Genomic DNA, 16,214 nt, shown 5'->3' with positions numbered 1-16,214 from the left:
TGACAGGTTCCGCGCCCCCGCCAGCCTTGATGCAAATCAAGATGGTCCGGGCGCCAACCCCCTAGACTCGCGAACACTGCCAGCCTACCGGGGGAATTCCCGCATGCTCGACGCCATTCGTTGGGACACCGATCTGATCCGCCGTTACGACCTGGCGGGACCGCGCTACACCTCCTACCCCACCGCTGTGCAATTCCACAGCCAGGTGGGCACCTTCGACCTGCTCCACGCCCTGCGCGAGAGCCGCAAGGCGCTACGGCCGCTGTCGCTGTACGTGCACGTGCCGTTCTGCGCGAACATCTGCTACTACTGCGCCTGCAACAAGGTCATCACCAAGGACCGCGGGCGCGCCCTGCCCTACCTGCAGCGCCTGGAACAGGAAATCCAGCTGATCGCCTGCCATCTCGACCCCGGGCAAAAGGTCGAGCAACTGCACTTCGGCGGCGGCACCCCGACCTTTCTCAGCCACGATGAACTGCGGCAGCTGATGAGCCACCTGCGCCAGCACTTCAACCTGCTGGACGACGATTCGGGCGACTACGGCATCGAGATTGATCCCCGCGAAGCCGACTGGTCGACCATGGGCCTGCTGCGCGAGCTGGGCTTCAACCGCGTCAGCATCGGCCTGCAGGACCTCGACCCGGCGGTACAGCGCGCGGTCAATCGCCTGCAGAGCCTGGAAGAAACCCGGGCGGTGATCGAAGCGGCGCGCACCCTGCAGTTTCGCTCGATCAACATCGACCTGATCTACGGCCTGCCAAAACAGACGCCGGACAACTTCGCCCGCACTGTCGAGGAAGTCATCAACCTGCAACCGGACCGGCTGTCGGTGTTCAACTATGCCCACCTGCCGGAGCGCTTCATGCCGCAACGGCGGATCAACAGCCACGAGCTGCCGGAACCGGCGGAAAAACTGCAGATGCTGCAGCGCACCATCGAACAGCTGACGGCTGCGGGCTACCGCTACATCGGCATGGACCACTTCGCCCTGCCCGACGACGAACTGGCGATCGCCCAGGAAGAGTCGACCCTGCAACGTAATTTCCAGGGCTACACCACCCATGGCCACTGCGACCTGATCGGCCTGGGCGTCTCGGCCATCAGCCAGATCGGCGACCTGTACTGCCAGAACAGCAGTGACCTGACCCAGTACCAGAATCTGCTGGGTGGCGCGCAACTGGCCACCAGCCGCGGCCTGGTGTGCAATCAGGACGACCGCGTCAGGCGCGCGGTGATCCAGCAGTTGATCTGTAATTTCAGCCTCGGCTTCGAGGCCATCGAGCAGCAGTTCAACATCGACTTTCGCGGTTACTTCGGCGACCTCTGGCCACAACTGCAAGCCATGGCCGAAGACGGCCTGATCAAGCTGAGCAACGAAGGCATTGAAGTGCTGCCGGCCGGGCGCCTGCTGGTGCGTTCGGTGTGTATGGTGTTCGACACGTATCTGGAGCAACAGAATCGACAGCGTTTTTCCCGGGTCATCTAAGGCGTCATGAGCCGCAACCTGACCGTTCGGCGCGGCAACTTGTCGCAGGTGACGGGCAAAAACTGTCGGGACAGACAAGGCGCAAACAAGCCTGATACTTGACGCTGGGATAATCGGCGGCTGCAAGTGACGGTCAGCGCTGGAAATACCCTGAATGGACTGCACGAGCGCATTTTTCCGCAGTGGCCTGGAAGCTACAAACGGACAGCTTTACGACTAAGCGCCAATACGGCACGGACTGGCCGGAACCTCCTCCCGTGAGTTACCCTTACGGCTTATGTGTGTTTTCCCACAAGGATTCTATTGAATGTCCGAGCCAGTAAAACTGCGCGCTCACAACCAGGCCCATTGCAAGGATTGCAGCCTGGCCCCCCTCTGCCTGCCACTTTCTCTGAATCTGGAAGACATGGATGCGCTGGACGAAATCGTTAAACGCGGCCGCCCCCTGAAAAAAGGCGAGTTCCTGTTTCGCCAGGGCGACGCCTTCGACTCCGTCTATGCAGTGCGCTCCGGTGCCCTGAAGACCTTCAGCCTCAGCGACGGCGGCGAAGAACAGATCACCGGCTTCCACCTGCCCAGCGAACTGGTCGGCCTGTCCGGCATGGACACCGAGATCCACCCGGTTTCCGCCCAGGCCCTGGAAACCACGTCGGTCTGTGAAATCCCCTTCGAACGCCTCGACGAACTGGCCCTGCAGTTGCCCCAACTGCGCCGCCAGCTGATGCGGGTGATGAGCCGCGAGATCCGTGACGACCAGCAGATGATGCTGTTGCTGTCGAAAAAGACCGCCGACGAGCGCATCGCCACCTTCCTGGTCAACCTGTCGGCACGCTTCCGCGCCCGCGGCTTCTCGGCCAACCAGTTCCGCTTGAGCATGTCGCGCAACGAGATCGGCAACTATCTGGGCCTGGCGGTGGAAACCGTGTCCCGGGTGTTCACCCGCTTCCAGCAGAACGCGCTGATCGCCGCCGAAGGCAAAGAGGTGCACATTCTCGACCCGATCCAGCTGTGCGCCCTCGCCGGCGGCTCCCTGGAAGGCTGAGGCAGAGCCCCGCCCGAGCCAAGCGGCTCGGGCGGGGCTATACTGGCGCGCTCCACTTCATGCCCGCCAGGACACCGCCACGATGGCCTTCGACTCCTTCGACATCAAATCCCTGATCCGCCCAGTCATCGACTTCCCCAAACCGGGCGTGATCTTCCGTGACATCACTCCCCTGTTCCAGTCGCCCAAGGCCTTGCGCCTGGTCGCCGACACCTTTGCCCAGCGTTATGTCGAAGAAGACTTCACTCACGTCGGTGCCATGGATGCCCGCGGCTTCCTGATCGGCTCGATCATCGCCTACCAGCTGAACAAACCGCTGATCCTGTTCCGCAAGCAAGGCAAGCTGCCGGCCGATGTGCTTGCCGAGGGTTACCAGACCGAATACGGCGAAGCCTTCCTGGAAGTGCATGCCGACAGCCTGTGCGAAGGCGATTCGGTGCTGATGTTCGATGACCTGATCGCCACCGGCGGTACTCTGATCGCCGCGGCCAACCTGGTGCGTCGCATGGGGGCAAAAGTCTACGAGGCCGCCGCCATCATCGACCTGCCTGAGCTGGGCGGCTCGCAACGCCTGCGAGACATGGACATTCCAACCTTCTGCCTGACGCAGTTCTCGTTGAGCGAGCGTTAAATCGCCGCCACTTGGGTTGTCAGGGCCGGCGCTATCGCGAGCAAGCTTCGCTCCTACAGAGATGGCGCCCCACGCCTTCAGCTGGCCTACAACCCCATCTGCTTGCTGATGATTTCGTTCATCACTTCCCGGGTGCCGCCGCCGATGGACAGGATGCGGTTGTCGCGATACAGCCGCTCCACCAGGCTTTCGCGCATGTAACCCAGCCCGCCGAGAATCTGCACGGCATCGTGGGTGATGCGGTCGGCGGTATCGGTGGCGAAGTTCTTGGCCATGGAAATCTCCTTGATCACGCTCTGGCCCGCCGCCATCTTAGCCGCCTGGCGATAAGTGAACTCGCGGGACACCTCCAGCGCGGTCGCCATCTCCGCCAGGCGATGCTTGATCACCTGGAACTTGCCGATGGGCTTGCCGAAGGCCTCGCGCTCCCGGGCCCACTTCAGGCTCTCTTCCAGCGCCAGCTGAGCGGTCATGTTGGCCATTAGCGCCAGCGCCAGGCGCTCGCTCTGGAAGTTGCCCATGATGCAGGCGAAGCCCATGTTCTCGACCCCGATCAAATGACTGGCCGGCACTCGGCAATCGTCGAAAAACAGCTCGGCGGTATCCGACGCCCACCAGCCCATCTTCTTCAGTTGCCGGCCGACGGTGAATCCCGGTGTGCCCTTGTCGATCAGCAGCAGGCTGATGCCGCCGAAACCGGGCTCGCCGGTACGCACCGCCACGGTGTAGAAATCGGCGCGCACGCCACTGGTGATAAAGGTCTTGCTGCCGCTGACGCGGTAGAAGTCGCCGTCACGCAGCGCCCGGGTCTGCAGATTGGCCACGTCCGAACCGCCGCCGGGCTCGGTGACCGCCAGGGCGCTGATCTTCTCCCCCGCCAGTACCTGTGGCACCACCCGCTCGCGGACCTCAGGCCGCGCCCATTTGACGATCGGCGGCAAACCGATGTCCAGCGAACCCAGGCCCGCCACCAGGCCGCCGGAGCCACAGCGCATCAGCTCCTCGCTGGCGGCGATCTTGGCGAACAGGTCGCCCTCGTGGCTGCCCCCCAGGGCCTCGGGATAGCCGATACCGAGGATGCCGGCCGCGCCAGCCTTGAGGTACAGCTCGCGGGGGAAGCCTTGCGCCTCCTCCCACTGATCGATGTCCGGGAGGATTTCCCGCTCGACGAAACGTCGAACGCTGTCGCGGACCAACTGATGGCTAGGGTCGAAGTATTCCTGGCAGGCAGACATCGGCAAGCTCCTCTGAAGGTTGAGGAAACTTACCTAGCGCTTGCTTGGTTTTCAAGAAGGACCGCACGAAACGCCCTGCAGGAGCCAGCTTGCTGGCGATGCAGGCGACGCGGCGCGCCAGGTCGGGCGGCCATCGCGAGCAAGCTCGCTCCTACAGTAGTTTTTTGCTCACAGCCGAAACACTTACAGCGCGATCGGCTTGCGCCCGGCAAACGAGTGCGCCAGGGTGCCGCCGTCCACCAGTTCCAGCTCGCCACCCAGGGGCACGCCATGGGCGATACGCGAGGTGATCAGGCCTTTGTTGGTCAATAGCTGGGCAATGTAATGGGCAGTCGCCTCGCCTTCCACCGTCGGGTTGGTGGCCAGGATCACCTCGGTGAAACTGCCTTGCTCTTCGATCCGCGCCAGCAGCTGGGGAATGCCGATGGCTTCCGGGCCCAGGCCGTCGAGAGGCGACAGGTGGCCTTTGAGCACGAAATAGCGACCGCGATAACCGGTCTGCTCCACCGCGTAGACATCCATCGGCCCTTCGACCACGCACAACAGCGTGTCGTCGCGCCGTGGATCGGCGCATTGCGGGCACAGGTCGTCCTCGGTCAGGGTGCGGCACAGGCGGCAGTGGCCGACGCCCTCCATGGCCTGGCTCAGCGCCTGGGCCAATCGCGTACCACCGCTGCGGTCGCGCTCCAGCAGCTGCAAGGCCATGCGCTGGGCGGTTTTCTGACCCACACCCGGCAAAGTGCGCAGGGCATCGATCAGTTGGCGAATCAGGGGGCTGAAGCTCATGGGTAAAGGTCCGACAAAACGACGAGACGCGGTTTATACCCGCGCCTCCGATTAGCGTCAAATGCTCAGTCCGGGGCGACCCGCACCACCAGCTTGCCGAAGTTGCGCCCTTCCAGCAGCCCGATGAAGGCTTGCGGCGCGTGCTCCAGGCCGTCTACCACATCCTCCTTGAACTTGACCTTGCCCTGCAGCACCCACGGCGCCATGGCGCTGACAAACTCCGGCTGTCGATCGCCGTAGTCGTCGAACACGATAAACCCCTGGATGCGCACGCGCTTGGTCAACAGCTGACGCTGCAACAGTGGCAGGCGATCAGGTCCTGGCGGCAACTCCTGAGCGTTGTACTGGGCGATCAGCCCGCACAGCGGAATCCGTGCCTTGGGGTTGAGCAACGGCAGCACCGCATCGAATACCTTGCCACCGACGTTTTCAAAGTAGATGTCCACGCCCTCGGAGCAGGCCTGCGCCAGTTCGTCGGCAAAGTCCGGGCTGTGGTGGTCGATACAGGCATCGAACCCCAGCTCCTCGACCACATAGCGGCACTTGTCGGCACCGCCCGCCACACCGATCACCTGCAGCCCCTTGATCTTGGCCACTTGCCCCACCACCGAGCCCACGGCGCCCGACGCCGCGGCCACCACCAGGGTTTCCCCGGCCTTGGGCTGGCCGATGTCCATCAGGCCCATGTAGGCGGTCATGCCCGGCATACCCAGCACGCCCAGGGCCATCGAAGGGCTGGGCAAACCCGCCGGCACCGGTATCAGGTTACGCCCGTCGCAAATGCTGTGGCTCTGCCATCCGGTAGCGCCCACCACCAGGTCGCCCTCCTGGAATTTCGGATTCAGCGAGCGCTCGACCCGGCTGACTGCGCCGCCGGTCATCACTTCGTTGATTTGCACCGGGGGGGCGTAGGACGGCGCATCACTCATGCGCCCGCGCATATAAGGGTCCAGCGACAGGTAAAGGGTCTTGAGCAACACCTGGCCATCCGCCAGGTCCGGCAGCGCCACCCGCTCCAGGCGGAAGTTTTCCGGCACGGGCGCGCCCTGGGGCCGGGAGGCCAGAACAATGCGCTGGTTGAGGGTCAATGCTTGCGACATCAGAGCAACTCCTTATCGAGAATTGAATCGGGCCATACAGAGTGCAGACCATCGTACTGCGATCGGCGTTCGATATTTCTCCTACCCTCACCTGCGGCAGCGGCTACAGGCGCCACAAACAAAAATGCCAGGCGCGATGCCTGGCATTTTCGAGTCCGACCGATGCGCGGGCGCGAATCAGAACGGCAGTTTCATACCCGGTGGCAGTTGCATGCCAGCGGTCACGCCGGACATCTTGTCCTGGCTGTTGGCTTCGATCTTGCGCACGGCGTCGTTGACGGCGGCGGCGAATAGATCTTCCAGCACTTCGCGGTCATCTTCGCTGACGCCTTCCAGCAGGCTTGGGTCGATGCTCACGCGCTTGATGTCGTGACGACCGGTCATGACCACGGTGACCATATCGCCACCCGCCTTGCCGGTGACTTCGGCGTTGGCCAGCTCTTCCTGCATCTTGGCCATCTTTTCCTGCATCTGCTGCGCCTGCTTCATCAGGCCGGCCATGCCACCTTTCATCATGGGAATCACCTCAAAGTACTTGGATAAAAACAGCGCCCGGCCTCAAGGCCCGGCGCCCTTCAGTTATTAACCCTGGCTGACCAGGGCCTCGACAGGTTCAATAGTATCGTGACGGACCACCGCGCCGAACTCCCGCACCATCTGCTGGATGAACGGATCGCCGTGGATCGACTCCTCGGCCTCGCGCTGGCGATTGGCACGGCGGCGTGACGCGGCCTGGGCCGGGGTCTCCTGCTCGGGCTTGATCAGCTCGATGCTCACCGTCAGCGTGCGCTGGTGGTACTGGTTCAGGGCGTCGTTCAGGCGCCGCTGCTGGGTGGCGTTGAACAGGGCGCTGTGGGCCGGGTCCAGGTGCAGCAACCAGTTGTCGCCCTCGGCGGCGATCAAGGTGCAGTTGGCGGCAATGCTCGCCGTCATCCCGGAAATCGGCAGCTTCGGGAACAGCTCCAGCCACTCCAGCGCCAGGCCGGTGGCCGGCTGGGCGGCTGGCAACGGCTCGGGTTCCGGCTCGGGATCCGCGGCGTGCTCGCTGGCCAGTTCGTCCAGGTAGCTGTAGGCCGAATCCATGTCCGGCTCGATGTAGTCTTCGTCCAGCGGCGGCTCGTCGTCCAGATCGATACCCGGTGTCGCGGCATCGACCTCGGCAACGCTGGGCTCCGGCACCGGGGCGCTGACCCATTCCGGCGCATCCGGCACCACGCTGTCCGGGGTCGGGGTCGGCATCGGAGTCAGCTCAGGCTGCTCTGCAGCGGTCTCCAGCACGGGCTCGACGGCCGGTTGCTGCACGACGACCGGTTCGACCGGGTCGTTCCACGGCAGGTCGACCACCTCTTCGGCGACGATAGGCGCTACCTCTGGCGGCGTCTCGACCACAGGTTGCGGTGCAGGCGCCACCGGCGCCACAGAAACAGGTGCGGGCGTTGCAACCGGGGCCGCGGCAGGTACGGCCACGGGAGTGGCCTCGACCACCGGCGCCGCAACCGGCGCGGCGGCGGCAACTACCGGCGCAGCAACGGCTGCGCCAGCCACGGATTGGGCGGAATCAACTGTGGCCTGGCTGATCCCCACTGGCTTTAGCGGTTGTCTCGGCGCGTCTGCCGAGTCCGCTGGCCGGAAGGCCAGCATCCGCAGCAGGACCATCTCGAAACCACCGCGCGGGTCCGGCGCCAGCGGCAAGTCGCGCCGGCCGATCAGGCCCATCTGGTAATAGAACTGCACATCTTCGGCCGGCAACGCCTGGGCCAAAGCCAGCACCCGGTCGCGGTCGCCATGCCCGTTGTCGACACCGTCCGGCAAGGCCTGGGCAATGGCCACACGGTGCAGGACATTGAGAATCTCCGACAGCACACCGTTCCAGTCCGGGCCCTGTTCGGCCAGGTGGCGCACGGCCTCCAGCAAGGCCTTGGCATCGCCGTCGATCAGCGCATGCAGGACGTCGTAGACCTGACCGTGATCGAGGGTGCCGAGCATCGCCCGGACATCGGCGGCCATGACCTTGCCTTCACCGAAGGCGATGGCCTGGTCGGTGAGGCTCATGGCATCGCGCATCGAACCGTCGGCGGCGCGGCCCAACAGCCACAGCGCGTCGTCTTCGAACGGCACGTTCTCGACGCCCAGCACGTGAGTCAGGTGCTCGACCACTCGCTCCGGGGTCATGTTCTTCAGGGAGAACTGCAGGCAGCGCGAAAGAATCGTTGCCGGAAGTTTCTGCGGATCGGTGGTCGCCAGAATGAATTTGACGTAGGGCGGCGGCTCTTCCAGGGTCTTCAACAAGGCGTTGAACGAGTGACTGGACAGCATGTGCACTTCGTCGATCAGGTAGACCTTGAAGCGCCCGCGGCTCGGGGCGTATTGCACGTTGTCCAGCAGCTCGCGCGTGTCCTCGACCTTGGTCCGGCTCGCGGCGTCGATCTCGATCAGGTCGACGAAACGCCCTTCGTCGATCTCGCGGCATACCGAGCAGGTGCCACAGGGCGTGGAAGTAATGCCTGTTTCACAGTTCAGGCATTTGGCAATGATCCGCGCGATGGTGGTCTTGCCCACCCCGCGGGTGCCGGTAAACAGATAGGCATGGTGCAGCCGCTGGCTGTCCAAGGCATTGATCAGAGCCTTGAGCACATGGGTCTGGCCGACCATTTCGCGGAACGAGCGCGGACGCCATTTACGTGCAAGAACCTGATAACTCATCGAAAACCGTCGCAACTGGGAAGCGGAAGCCCGTAATGCTAGCGGAGCAAGGGCGAAATTGCATCCGGTGCGCTCGTCTAATCTGGCTAAGCTGCTCTTTGTCGGGCTCGTCAGTGGCCTTTTCCTGCGTGGAGACTCTATGCGTTTAGCCTTGGGCGCCTTTCTGCTGGTTGCCATGAATGGTTTTGCCGCAGAACCGGCCCTGCGCTTCTCGATCCCCGACAGCTGGGCCATGCCCGTGGTACAGATCGAACACGGCCGGAGCACCCAGGGCATTCTCCACGACCTGATGGCCAGCCTTGCCACCCAGGTTGGCAACCCAGCCGAATTCCATGTCCTGGCCCGGGCCCGCGTACAAGCAGCCATGGATCATGGGGAAATCGATATCCGCTGCTATGCCGCCCAGTCCTGGCTGTCCAACCCGTCCGGCGATTACATCTGGAGTATCCCGCTGTTCGTCCAGCGCGACCTGCTGGTCAGCCGCGAGCAGCCCCCGCTCCCGGTCATTCCCAGGGACCTGCCGACGCAGCCCATCGGCACCGTCCTCAGCTACACCTACCCTTCCCTGCAACCCTTGTTCGACAGCCGCCAGTTGATCCGCGACGACGCGCGCAACCAGGAACAGGTGCTGCAAAAACTCTGGGCCGGCCGCTACCGGTACGCGGTGAGCAACCAATGGACGCTGGACTGGTTCAATCAGACCCTGCCAGCCGACCAGCAGTTGCACGGCGTAGTCATCCTCCAGGAACAGGCGGTCGGCTGCGTCATCCGCAACGATCCGGCGCTACCGGTGCAACGAGTGCTGCGCACTTTGTTGCGCATGAAGATGTCAGGAGAGATCGACGACATCATCGGCCTGTACACCGGCCGCAGGCCGACCGAGAGCGTCCCGCAAAGCTATGGGGCGCCGTAGCTGTCAGCCGGCTTCGTCCTGCGGACACCACTCCAGCGGCGGCAGGAAAGTCGCCACCCAGCCCGGCACCTCGCTGGCCGGCATGGGCGGGGCGATGAAATAGCCTTGCGCCACATCGCAGCCCAGCGACATCAGCAACTCGCCATGCTCCATGGTTTCCAGGCCTTCGGCCACCACCTGCCGGTCAAACGCCCGGGCCAGGCCGATCAGGGCCTGGGTCAGCGCCAGGTCGCCCTTGTCGTGCAGCATGTCGCGCACGAACATGCGGTCGATCTTGATGGTCTGGGTGCGCAAGCGCTTGAGGTAGCTCAGCGACGAATGCCCGGTGCCGAAATCCCCCAGGGAGAATTGCACGCCCAGCGCCTGGCAGGCCTCGAGGCAAGCGCTGACGTGCTGGAGATTCTCCACCGCCACCGCCTCGACGATTTCCAGGTCCAGCAACTGCGGGGCAATCTGCGGATGGCGCTCGAGCACCGCCTTGAGCCGGTCGACGAAATCCCCACGCTGGAAATGCCGCGCGGCGATATTGACGCTGATCGGCCAACGCTGTCCGGCCAACTGCCATTGCCGCAACTGGGCCATGACCTGCTCCATCACCCACTCGCCGATATCGACGATCAGGTCGGTTTCCTCCACCAGCGGCAGGAACTCCCGAGGCGCAACCATGCCCCGCTGCGGATGCTGCCAACGCAGCAGCGCCTCGAAACCCACCACCTCACCGCTGCGCATATTGACCTTGGGCTGAAAGTGCAGGCACAGCTCGCCGGCCGCCAGCGCCTGCCGGACCCGCTCCACTGTCTGGTGGGTGGCCTTGACCTCGCGGTCCCGCGACACATCGAACAAGTGGAAGCGATTGCGCCCGCTCTGCTTGGCCACGTACATCGCCTGGTCGGCATGCCGCAGCAAGGTGTCGGCATCGTCATTGTCAGCGGGAAACAGCGTGACGCCGATGCTGGCGCAGACGTTGATCTCCTTGTCCTGGATCTGATAAGGCGTGGCGATTACCCCCAGCACCCGGTGCAGCGCCGCCCGCAACTCGCGAATGTCACGCACATGACGCAGGATCAGCACGAACTCGTCCCCGGCCAGCCGCGCCACCACGTCTTCGCCGCGAATGATCGAGCGCAGGCGCGCCGCTACCTCCACCAATAACAGGTCGCCACTGGCATGCCCGTAGCCATCGTTGACCGCCTTGAAGCCGTCGAGATCGAGCATGCACACCGCCAGCGCAATGTTCTCCTTGCGCGAGTAGTCCAGCGCCTGGTTGAGCAGATCGGACAGAAAGGAACGGTTGGGCAAACCGGTCAGCACATCGTGCCCGACCCGCCATTGCAGCGAGTGCAACAAGCGCCGTTTTTCGCTGATATCGAAACGGATCGCCACATAACGCTGGACCCGACCAGTGGCCTCATCGAGCAAGGGCACGACAGTGCTGTCGACCCAATACAAGGTCCCATCCTTGGCCCGGTTGCAGATCTCGCCCTTCCAGACCTGGCCCAGGGCAATGGTGCGCCACATGCTGCTGAAAAATTCGGGAGGGTGCAGGCCGGAGCCGAGGATCCGGTGATTGGCGCCCAGCAGCTCTTCACGGCTGTAGCCGGAAATCGAACAGAACTGGTCGTTGACGTAAGTGATCCGGCCGGTCAGGTCGGTCTCGGAAAAAATGGCGGCTGCGTCCACGGCCCTGCGGTATTTCTCATCCATGAGTCTGGCTCACTGTCGCTAGCGGTTGAACCGCTCGACCAAGGCACGAGGCCCGGAAGAGATGTTTGGGCGTTCATCCTCACTCACTTCGCAAACCCAGGCAGGCTTAGGCTGCTGGTCCGAAGGTATCTGCTGAACAGAGGTGACCGGCACATTCAGACGCACGTTAAAACTCCATAGACAGCATTCGACAATGCCAGCCCAGACAAGCCGGCAAGAGGCCGACCGAGGAAAATGGCGCACCGTCTCGCCCCACCTGACGCAATTGCAACCGTACAGCGATCGGCACCGTCATTGACCTTCGAATCGACGAAGATCAACTAAAATCAGTCAGGGATCAGCCGAATTTGGCGGGTGGGACACTGGCAATCATCAGCGAGACGTTCGCGCCTGCGCCATACCCTCGATTCTGGTGAACAAGGAAAATGCAATGAGTTCTTGTTTCATCAGTTCATCTTCTGAAACTAGATCACCAAATGCCTGTCCGAAGCGTCGATTCTACGAATTGCATCACATTTTGCAAGGCAAGGTGATGAATCATGGCGTTGCCTAATGCAAAGATTTATCGTTAAGTTCTTGATTCTAAATGGGAATTGAGCGATGCAAATTTCAAGTTTGGGTCCAGCCATCAGGCGTTACCGCAAGGTAGCGGGGCTTACTCAGGCTGAACTAGGCGAAAAAACCGGTTTTGACCCTAAAACCATCAGCCGCTTCGAAACCGGCACCTACACCCCCAGTGTGGAAGCCCTGTTCCTGCTGGCCGATGTACTCGGGGTGAAGCTGAAAGCCTTTTTCGCAGATCTGGGCGACGAAGACGAACAGCGGGCGTATCTGTTCGGTGTCATTCACAAAGCCACCCCGAAGGACCTGGGAAAGCTGATAGCAGCGGTAGACCTGGCCTTGTCCAAGCCTTAGAGCCGAGCAACACGCAGAGGAGGCAGATCTATCGAAGCCGATAGCCTGCCTCCTCTTCATTTCCGCCAGACGACTCCTGACAGGAACTGACAGCGGCGCCCCTTAAGCTGGCGTGCGCAGCCCAACCTTCCCAGGAGTCCAGATGATCGCTACCAGCACTTACCTTCTGCTTTACGTCGACAGCCCCGCCACCAGCGCCAACTTTTACAGCCGCCTGCTGGACAGGCCACCGGTCGAGCTGTCGCCGACCTTTGCCCTGTTCATTCTTGATTCGGGGCTCAAGCTCGGCCTCTGGTCCAGACAGGATGTCGAGCCAGCCACCCAAGTCACCGGCGGTGGCGGCGAACTGGCCCTGGCCGTGGCCGATAAGCAGAGCGTCGACCTGCTGCACGGCCAATGGGCCGAATCCAGCGTGAACATTGCCCAGGCCCCGACCACCCTGGACTTCGGCTACACCTTCGTCGCCCTGGACCCGGACGGGCACCGGCTCAGGGTGTTTTGCCTCACCCCGGAGTGAACAGGAGCCGTGCCGATAGTGTCCGGCAGCACGGAGCGGCGCCGCGCCCAGCGCCCCTCCAGCTGCATCGCCATTACGCTGCCGAGGACGATCGCCGCCCCCACGATCACCGCGCCATGCACCCGCTCATGCAGGACCAGCGCCGCCAGCAGCATGGCGATCGGCGGTATCAGGTACATGGCGATGGATGCCCGGCTGACTTCGACTCGCGCCAGCACATAGGCCCACGCCAGGTAAGCCAACGCACTGGGAAACAGCCCCAGCAGCAATACCGCCAGGTTCACCCGCCACGGCGCCTGGACCACCGCGGCCGTCAGCCCCGGCCAATACAGGCTCAACAGCAAGGTGCCGGCCCAGACCATGTAGCACACGACGGTCAGCAGGTCGTAACGTCCCGAATAGCGCCGCTGCAAAACGAAGTACAAGCCCCAGGAGAAGGCCGCCAGCAGCACCAGCAATCCCCGGGGCTCGATCGACGCCACGCCCTGGTCGCCCCAGACCACCACGACCGCCCCCAGCAACCCCAGCCCGACACAACCCCAGCGCCAGCCGCTGACCGGCTCTCTCAACCAGAAAAACGCAATCAGAGTGCTGAAGATCGGCGCCGACTGCGCCAGCACACTGGATGCCCCCGCGCTCAAACCCTGCTGGCCATAGTTGAGGCTGACGTGATGCAGGGCGATGGCGAAAAAGCCCAGCACCAGCAACCAGGGCAGATCGCGCCAGCGCGGCAGGGAGATTCTTTTCACCAGGGCGATTGCCCCCATGAACAGCGAAGCAATCAGAAAGCGCAGCAACGCCAGATGGCCAGGTTCGTAGCCTTCCAGCCCAATGTGGATACCCACCGGGGAGTAGGCCCAACACAGAATGACCGCGGCGGTCGCCAGGACCAGCTTCAACGCAGGAGAGATGTTCAAGACACAGGCACTCGGCAGCACAAGGAAGGCCTTCAGTCTCCCGCCCGCCACAACTCACCACAATTAACGGATACTGAGACCAGACCTCACTGGAAATGAGCAATGGAACTGAGCCAACTGAAAATGGTGAAAGCGGTCGCCCGCACCGGCAGCATTGCCCGAGCGGCCGAACAACTGCATTGCGTGCCCTCCAACATCACCAACCGCCTCAAGCAACTGGAAGGCGAGTTGGGCGCCCGCCTGTTTATCCGTGCCGGCCGCGGGCTGAAAATCAGCCCGGACGGGGAAATCTTTCTCGGCTACAGCGAGCGCATCCTGGCCCTGGTGGATGAGGCCAAACGGGCGGTCGACTGCAAGGCCGAACCCAGCGGTATCCTGCGCATCGGCGCCATCGAATCCTGCGCCGGCGGGCGCTTGCCGCCCCTACTGGCGGAATTCCATCAGCGCTTTCCACAGGTCACCCTGGAGCTGGTAACCGGCACCTGGTCGCAGCTGTTCGAGGAACTGCAACATCACCGGATCGATGGCGCACTGGTCGCGGTCGACACCCTCCCCCCGAAACTGGAGCGCACCGCCCTGTACAGCGAGCCCCTGGTGCTGGTTACCAGCGCCGACGCCGCGCCCGTGCTGAACCCGCGGGACCTGCAAGACCAGACCCTGTTCATGTGGCCCGGCGGCTGCCCTTATCGCCGCGCCCTGGAGCATTGGCTGAACGCCCACGACGTGACCGCGACCATCATCGGCTACGCGAGCTGGGGCACCATTATCGACTGCGTCAGCGCCGGCGCCGGCATGACCCTGGCCCCGGAAGGCGTGCTCGACCGCTACACCCTGTCCGCAGGCCTGGCGCGCCACCGCTTCGCCGACCTGCAGCCGATCGACATTCGTTTTGTCTGGAACAAGGAAATACAACGCCACACCGCACGGGACGCGTTTGCGCAGTTATTGCAGGAACGATTGGGGAAATGAAACGAACGACCGGCGAGAGACCAGATCAGGTAAAACAGGGGGGGAATTCAGAATATTCGTCGAGGACCGACAGAGGGCGTTATGGAGGCAACCCCACCAGCCACACCCCGGCACACAATGTCACCGCTGCGGCTGCTCCCTTCCAGGCCTGACCGGGTTCACGGCTGATCGTTGCGAGGGGACCAATGGGGTCACCATAACGACGCTCACCTGACGGCGAGCCGCGCCATTGTACCTATCTGCGGCGAAGTTACAACCGCTCTGTAAAGATTAAAAAATCTGAACGGCTTCAAGTACTTGGATCATTACCCCGCTCGCTTGCCGATTCCTGTAGCCGCTACCGCAGGCTGCGATCGACGGCGAAGCCGTCGCCAACCATTGGTCGAGCAGCAACGAAATGCCCTGTTGTCCGCCATTGCGGCCGCTGCGCGACCGATCGCAGCCTGCGGCAGCGGCTACAGGGACCGCGCATGAGCGAGATGGCAGTTTTGCGGCGAGCCGGCAGTCGATTTTTCGCTTTGTTTTGTAAGGGACTTCCTAGAAACTCTGGAACGCCTTTGGGCGGGTTGTACCCCTGAATTTGATCGGGCAGTCTGCGGGGGTCGTTGCAATTTCAACGACCCGGATGTGGAAGTCCGGAAAAGTCATTGGTACAGCGCTCAACAGCGACTGCTGGCGTTTTGCGTCCGCAGATCCGTGTTATGGCGACCATGCGTGGGGCACTTTCGAGTGCGCCGGGCTTTGGGTACCAAGGACTCCCCGGTCTTCCACACCCACGCATGGCTGCCACCCTCTCGCGTGGAAGCGAGACTGTCGGCTTTCACCTTCAGAGAGTCGTAGGTACCCACATGAAAAAGCTCGTCCCCGATCCGCCACTCATCTACCCCGCGCCGACTACGCGATCCCGAACTGGATGCGGCGAATATCTCCCTGCTCCTGTCGCTCAACGACCAGAACCAACCGCTGCTCACACAACTGCAAGAAACCCGCAGCCAGCCGTTCGGCCTGCGCGACGCCCAGCAACGGCCGCTGTTCGCGGTGCAGGCCGGGGTGAATGCCGAAGAAGCCTTGATGCATGTCTCGCTGCGGCTCAAATGCGCCGAAGAAGTCTCGGATGAAATCACTGAACAGGGCAGCGGCATCGAACGCGGGCTGATCTGGTCCATGGGGCATTCCGTGGAGATGGCTCGCGCGGTGGTCGATGCCCTGCTCGATGGCGTGCGCACCAGCCGCTAACCGCCCTTGGTAGGAGCGAAGCTTGCTCGCGAAAACATCGCCGCGGTCTTCTGCCGGACC

The 16,214-nt window shown here is 62.9% G+C and carries 14 protein-coding genes, 1 other RNA gene and 1 pseudogene; 8 read left to right on the top strand and 8 right to left on the bottom strand.

What is annotated here, in order from left to right; translation table 11 throughout:
• The first annotated feature begins 103 nt into the window (after positions 1-103).
• The 3 genes from hemN (at position 104) to AC3RCP_RS10680 (ending at position 3,159) form a co-directional block, all read left to right on the top strand.
• Positions 104-1,486: an oxygen-independent coproporphyrinogen III oxidase gene (gene hemN, locus AC3RCP_RS10690; RefSeq protein ID WP_492571625.1), complete on the top strand. Its 1,383-nt coding sequence runs from the start codon at positions 104-106 to the stop codon at positions 1,484-1,486.
• 307 nt (positions 1,487-1,793) lie between these two features.
• Positions 1,794-2,528: a fumarate/nitrate reduction transcriptional regulator Fnr gene (fnr, locus tag AC3RCP_RS10685; protein WP_009042954.1), complete on the top strand. Its 735-nt coding sequence runs from the start codon at positions 1,794-1,796 to the stop codon at positions 2,526-2,528.
• Between the two features lie 82 nt (positions 2,529-2,610).
• On the top strand, positions 2,611-3,159 hold the full coding sequence (locus AC3RCP_RS10680; RefSeq protein ID WP_007922389.1) for an adenine phosphoribosyltransferase: 549 nt from the start codon (positions 2,611-2,613) through the stop codon (positions 3,157-3,159).
• Between the two features lie 86 nt (positions 3,160-3,245).
• Here AC3RCP_RS10680 and AC3RCP_RS10675 read toward each other — a convergent pair whose 3' ends face one another.
• From AC3RCP_RS10675 to dnaX, 5 genes are all read right to left on the bottom strand, one after another.
• Complete coding sequence (locus tag AC3RCP_RS10675; protein ID WP_007922387.1) at positions 3,246-4,394, bottom strand: acyl-CoA dehydrogenase family protein; 1,149 nt, start codon at positions 4,392-4,394, stop codon at positions 3,246-3,248.
• 183 nt (positions 4,395-4,577) lie between these two features.
• Positions 4,578-5,180, bottom strand: a complete 603-nt coding sequence (recR, locus tag AC3RCP_RS10670; RefSeq protein ID WP_007922386.1) for a recombination mediator RecR — start codon at positions 5,178-5,180, stop codon at positions 4,578-4,580.
• 65 nt (positions 5,181-5,245) lie between these two features.
• Positions 5,246-6,280, bottom strand: coding sequence for an NADPH-dependent curcumin/dihydrocurcumin reductase (gene curA / locus AC3RCP_RS10665; RefSeq protein ID WP_492571626.1), 1,035 nt, complete (start codon positions 6,278-6,280; stop codon positions 5,246-5,248).
• A 177-nt stretch (positions 6,281-6,457) separates the two neighbouring features.
• Positions 6,458-6,796 (bottom strand): YbaB/EbfC family nucleoid-associated protein, encoded by a 339-nt coding sequence (locus AC3RCP_RS10660; protein ID WP_007922383.1) that lies wholly within the window; start codon positions 6,794-6,796, stop codon positions 6,458-6,460.
• A 66-nt stretch (positions 6,797-6,862) separates the two neighbouring features.
• A complete protein-coding gene (gene dnaX, locus AC3RCP_RS10655; RefSeq protein WP_492571627.1) occupies positions 6,863-8,983 on the bottom strand; it encodes a DNA polymerase III subunit gamma/tau in 2,121 nt (706 codons plus the stop codon).
• A 139-nt stretch (positions 8,984-9,122) separates the two neighbouring features.
• Here dnaX and AC3RCP_RS10650 point away from each other — a divergent pair, with 139 nt between their 5' ends.
• Positions 9,123-9,896, top strand: a complete 774-nt coding sequence (locus AC3RCP_RS10650) for a substrate-binding periplasmic protein (RefSeq protein WP_492571628.1) — start codon at positions 9,123-9,125, stop codon at positions 9,894-9,896.
• A 3-nt stretch (positions 9,897-9,899) separates the two neighbouring features.
• Here AC3RCP_RS10650 and AC3RCP_RS10645 read toward each other — a convergent pair whose 3' ends face one another.
• Positions 9,900-11,600, bottom strand: a complete 1,701-nt coding sequence (locus AC3RCP_RS10645) for a putative bifunctional diguanylate cyclase/phosphodiesterase (protein ID WP_101337283.1) — start codon at positions 11,598-11,600, stop codon at positions 9,900-9,902.
• 600 nt (positions 11,601-12,200) lie between these two features.
• On the opposite strand from AC3RCP_RS10645, the gene AC3RCP_RS10640 reads away from it, so the two are divergent.
• Complete coding sequence (locus tag AC3RCP_RS10640) at positions 12,201-12,515, top strand: helix-turn-helix domain-containing protein (RefSeq protein WP_007922376.1); 315 nt, start codon at positions 12,201-12,203, stop codon at positions 12,513-12,515.
• Between the two features lie 142 nt (positions 12,516-12,657).
• A complete protein-coding gene (locus AC3RCP_RS10635; protein ID WP_101337282.1) occupies positions 12,658-13,032 on the top strand; it encodes a VOC family protein in 375 nt (124 codons plus the stop codon).
• Here the strand turns inward: AC3RCP_RS10635 and AC3RCP_RS10630 are convergent.
• Entirely contained in the window at positions 12,966-13,949 is a 984-nt protein-coding gene (locus AC3RCP_RS10630) for a DMT family transporter (RefSeq protein ID WP_492571629.1), read from the bottom strand. The genes AC3RCP_RS10635 and AC3RCP_RS10630 overlap by 67 nt on opposite strands.
• A gap of 102 nt (positions 13,950-14,051) precedes the next feature.
• On the opposite strand from AC3RCP_RS10630, the gene AC3RCP_RS10625 reads away from it, so the two are divergent.
• Positions 14,052-14,918 (top strand): LysR family transcriptional regulator, encoded by an 867-nt coding sequence (locus AC3RCP_RS10625; RefSeq protein WP_492571630.1) that lies wholly within the window; start codon positions 14,052-14,054, stop codon positions 14,916-14,918.
• Between the two features lie 91 nt (positions 14,919-15,009).
• On the opposite strand, the gene ffs is transcribed toward AC3RCP_RS10625, so the two are convergent.
• Positions 15,010-15,106: signal recognition particle sRNA small type (gene ffs / locus AC3RCP_RS10620), an RNA gene on the bottom strand.
• A 660-nt stretch (positions 15,107-15,766) separates the two neighbouring features.
• Between ffs and AC3RCP_RS10615 the strand changes: the two are divergent.
• A pseudogene (locus AC3RCP_RS10615) lies at positions 15,767-16,154 on the top strand (DUF3077 domain-containing protein).
• Positions 16,155-16,214: the final 60 nt, after the last annotated feature.

Source organism: Pseudomonas sp. GW822-FHT05A08, assembly GCF_058800485.1.
Note: the sequence above shows the minus strand (reverse complement) of the source record. Positions and strands in the feature narration are given on the sequence as shown.

Excerpts from the sequence above, each read along its gene's own strand:
- hemN (WP_492571625.1), top strand. The coding sequence starts at position 104 with ATGCTCGACGCCATTCGTTGGGACACCGATCTGATCCGCCGTTACGAC.
- fnr (WP_009042954.1), top strand. The coding sequence starts at position 1,794 with ATGTCCGAGCCAGTAAAACTGCGCGCTCACAACCAGGCCCATTGCAAG.
- AC3RCP_RS10680 (WP_007922389.1), top strand. The coding sequence starts at position 2,611 with ATGGCCTTCGACTCCTTCGACATCAAATCCCTGATCCGCCCAGTCATC.
- AC3RCP_RS10675 (WP_007922387.1), bottom strand. The coding sequence starts at position 4,394 with ATGTCTGCCTGCCAGGAATACTTCGACCCTAGCCATCAGTTGGTCCGC.
- recR (WP_007922386.1), bottom strand. The coding sequence starts at position 5,180 with ATGAGCTTCAGCCCCCTGATTCGCCAACTGATCGATGCCCTGCGCACT.
- curA (WP_492571626.1), bottom strand. The coding sequence starts at position 6,280 with ATGTCGCAAGCATTGACCCTCAACCAGCGCATTGTTCTGGCCTCCCGG.
- AC3RCP_RS10660 (WP_007922383.1), bottom strand. The coding sequence starts at position 6,796 with ATGATGAAAGGTGGCATGGCCGGCCTGATGAAGCAGGCGCAGCAGATG.
- dnaX (WP_492571627.1), bottom strand. The coding sequence starts at position 8,983 with ATGAGTTATCAGGTTCTTGCACGTAAATGGCGTCCGCGCTCGTTCCGC.
- AC3RCP_RS10650 (WP_492571628.1), top strand. The coding sequence starts at position 9,123 with ATGCGTTTAGCCTTGGGCGCCTTTCTGCTGGTTGCCATGAATGGTTTT.
- AC3RCP_RS10645 (WP_101337283.1), bottom strand. The coding sequence starts at position 11,600 with ATGGATGAGAAATACCGCAGGGCCGTGGACGCAGCCGCCATTTTTTCC.
- AC3RCP_RS10640 (WP_007922376.1), top strand. The coding sequence starts at position 12,201 with ATGCAAATTTCAAGTTTGGGTCCAGCCATCAGGCGTTACCGCAAGGTA.
- AC3RCP_RS10635 (WP_101337282.1), top strand. The coding sequence starts at position 12,658 with ATGATCGCTACCAGCACTTACCTTCTGCTTTACGTCGACAGCCCCGCC.
- AC3RCP_RS10625 (WP_492571630.1), top strand. The coding sequence starts at position 14,052 with ATGGAACTGAGCCAACTGAAAATGGTGAAAGCGGTCGCCCGCACCGGC.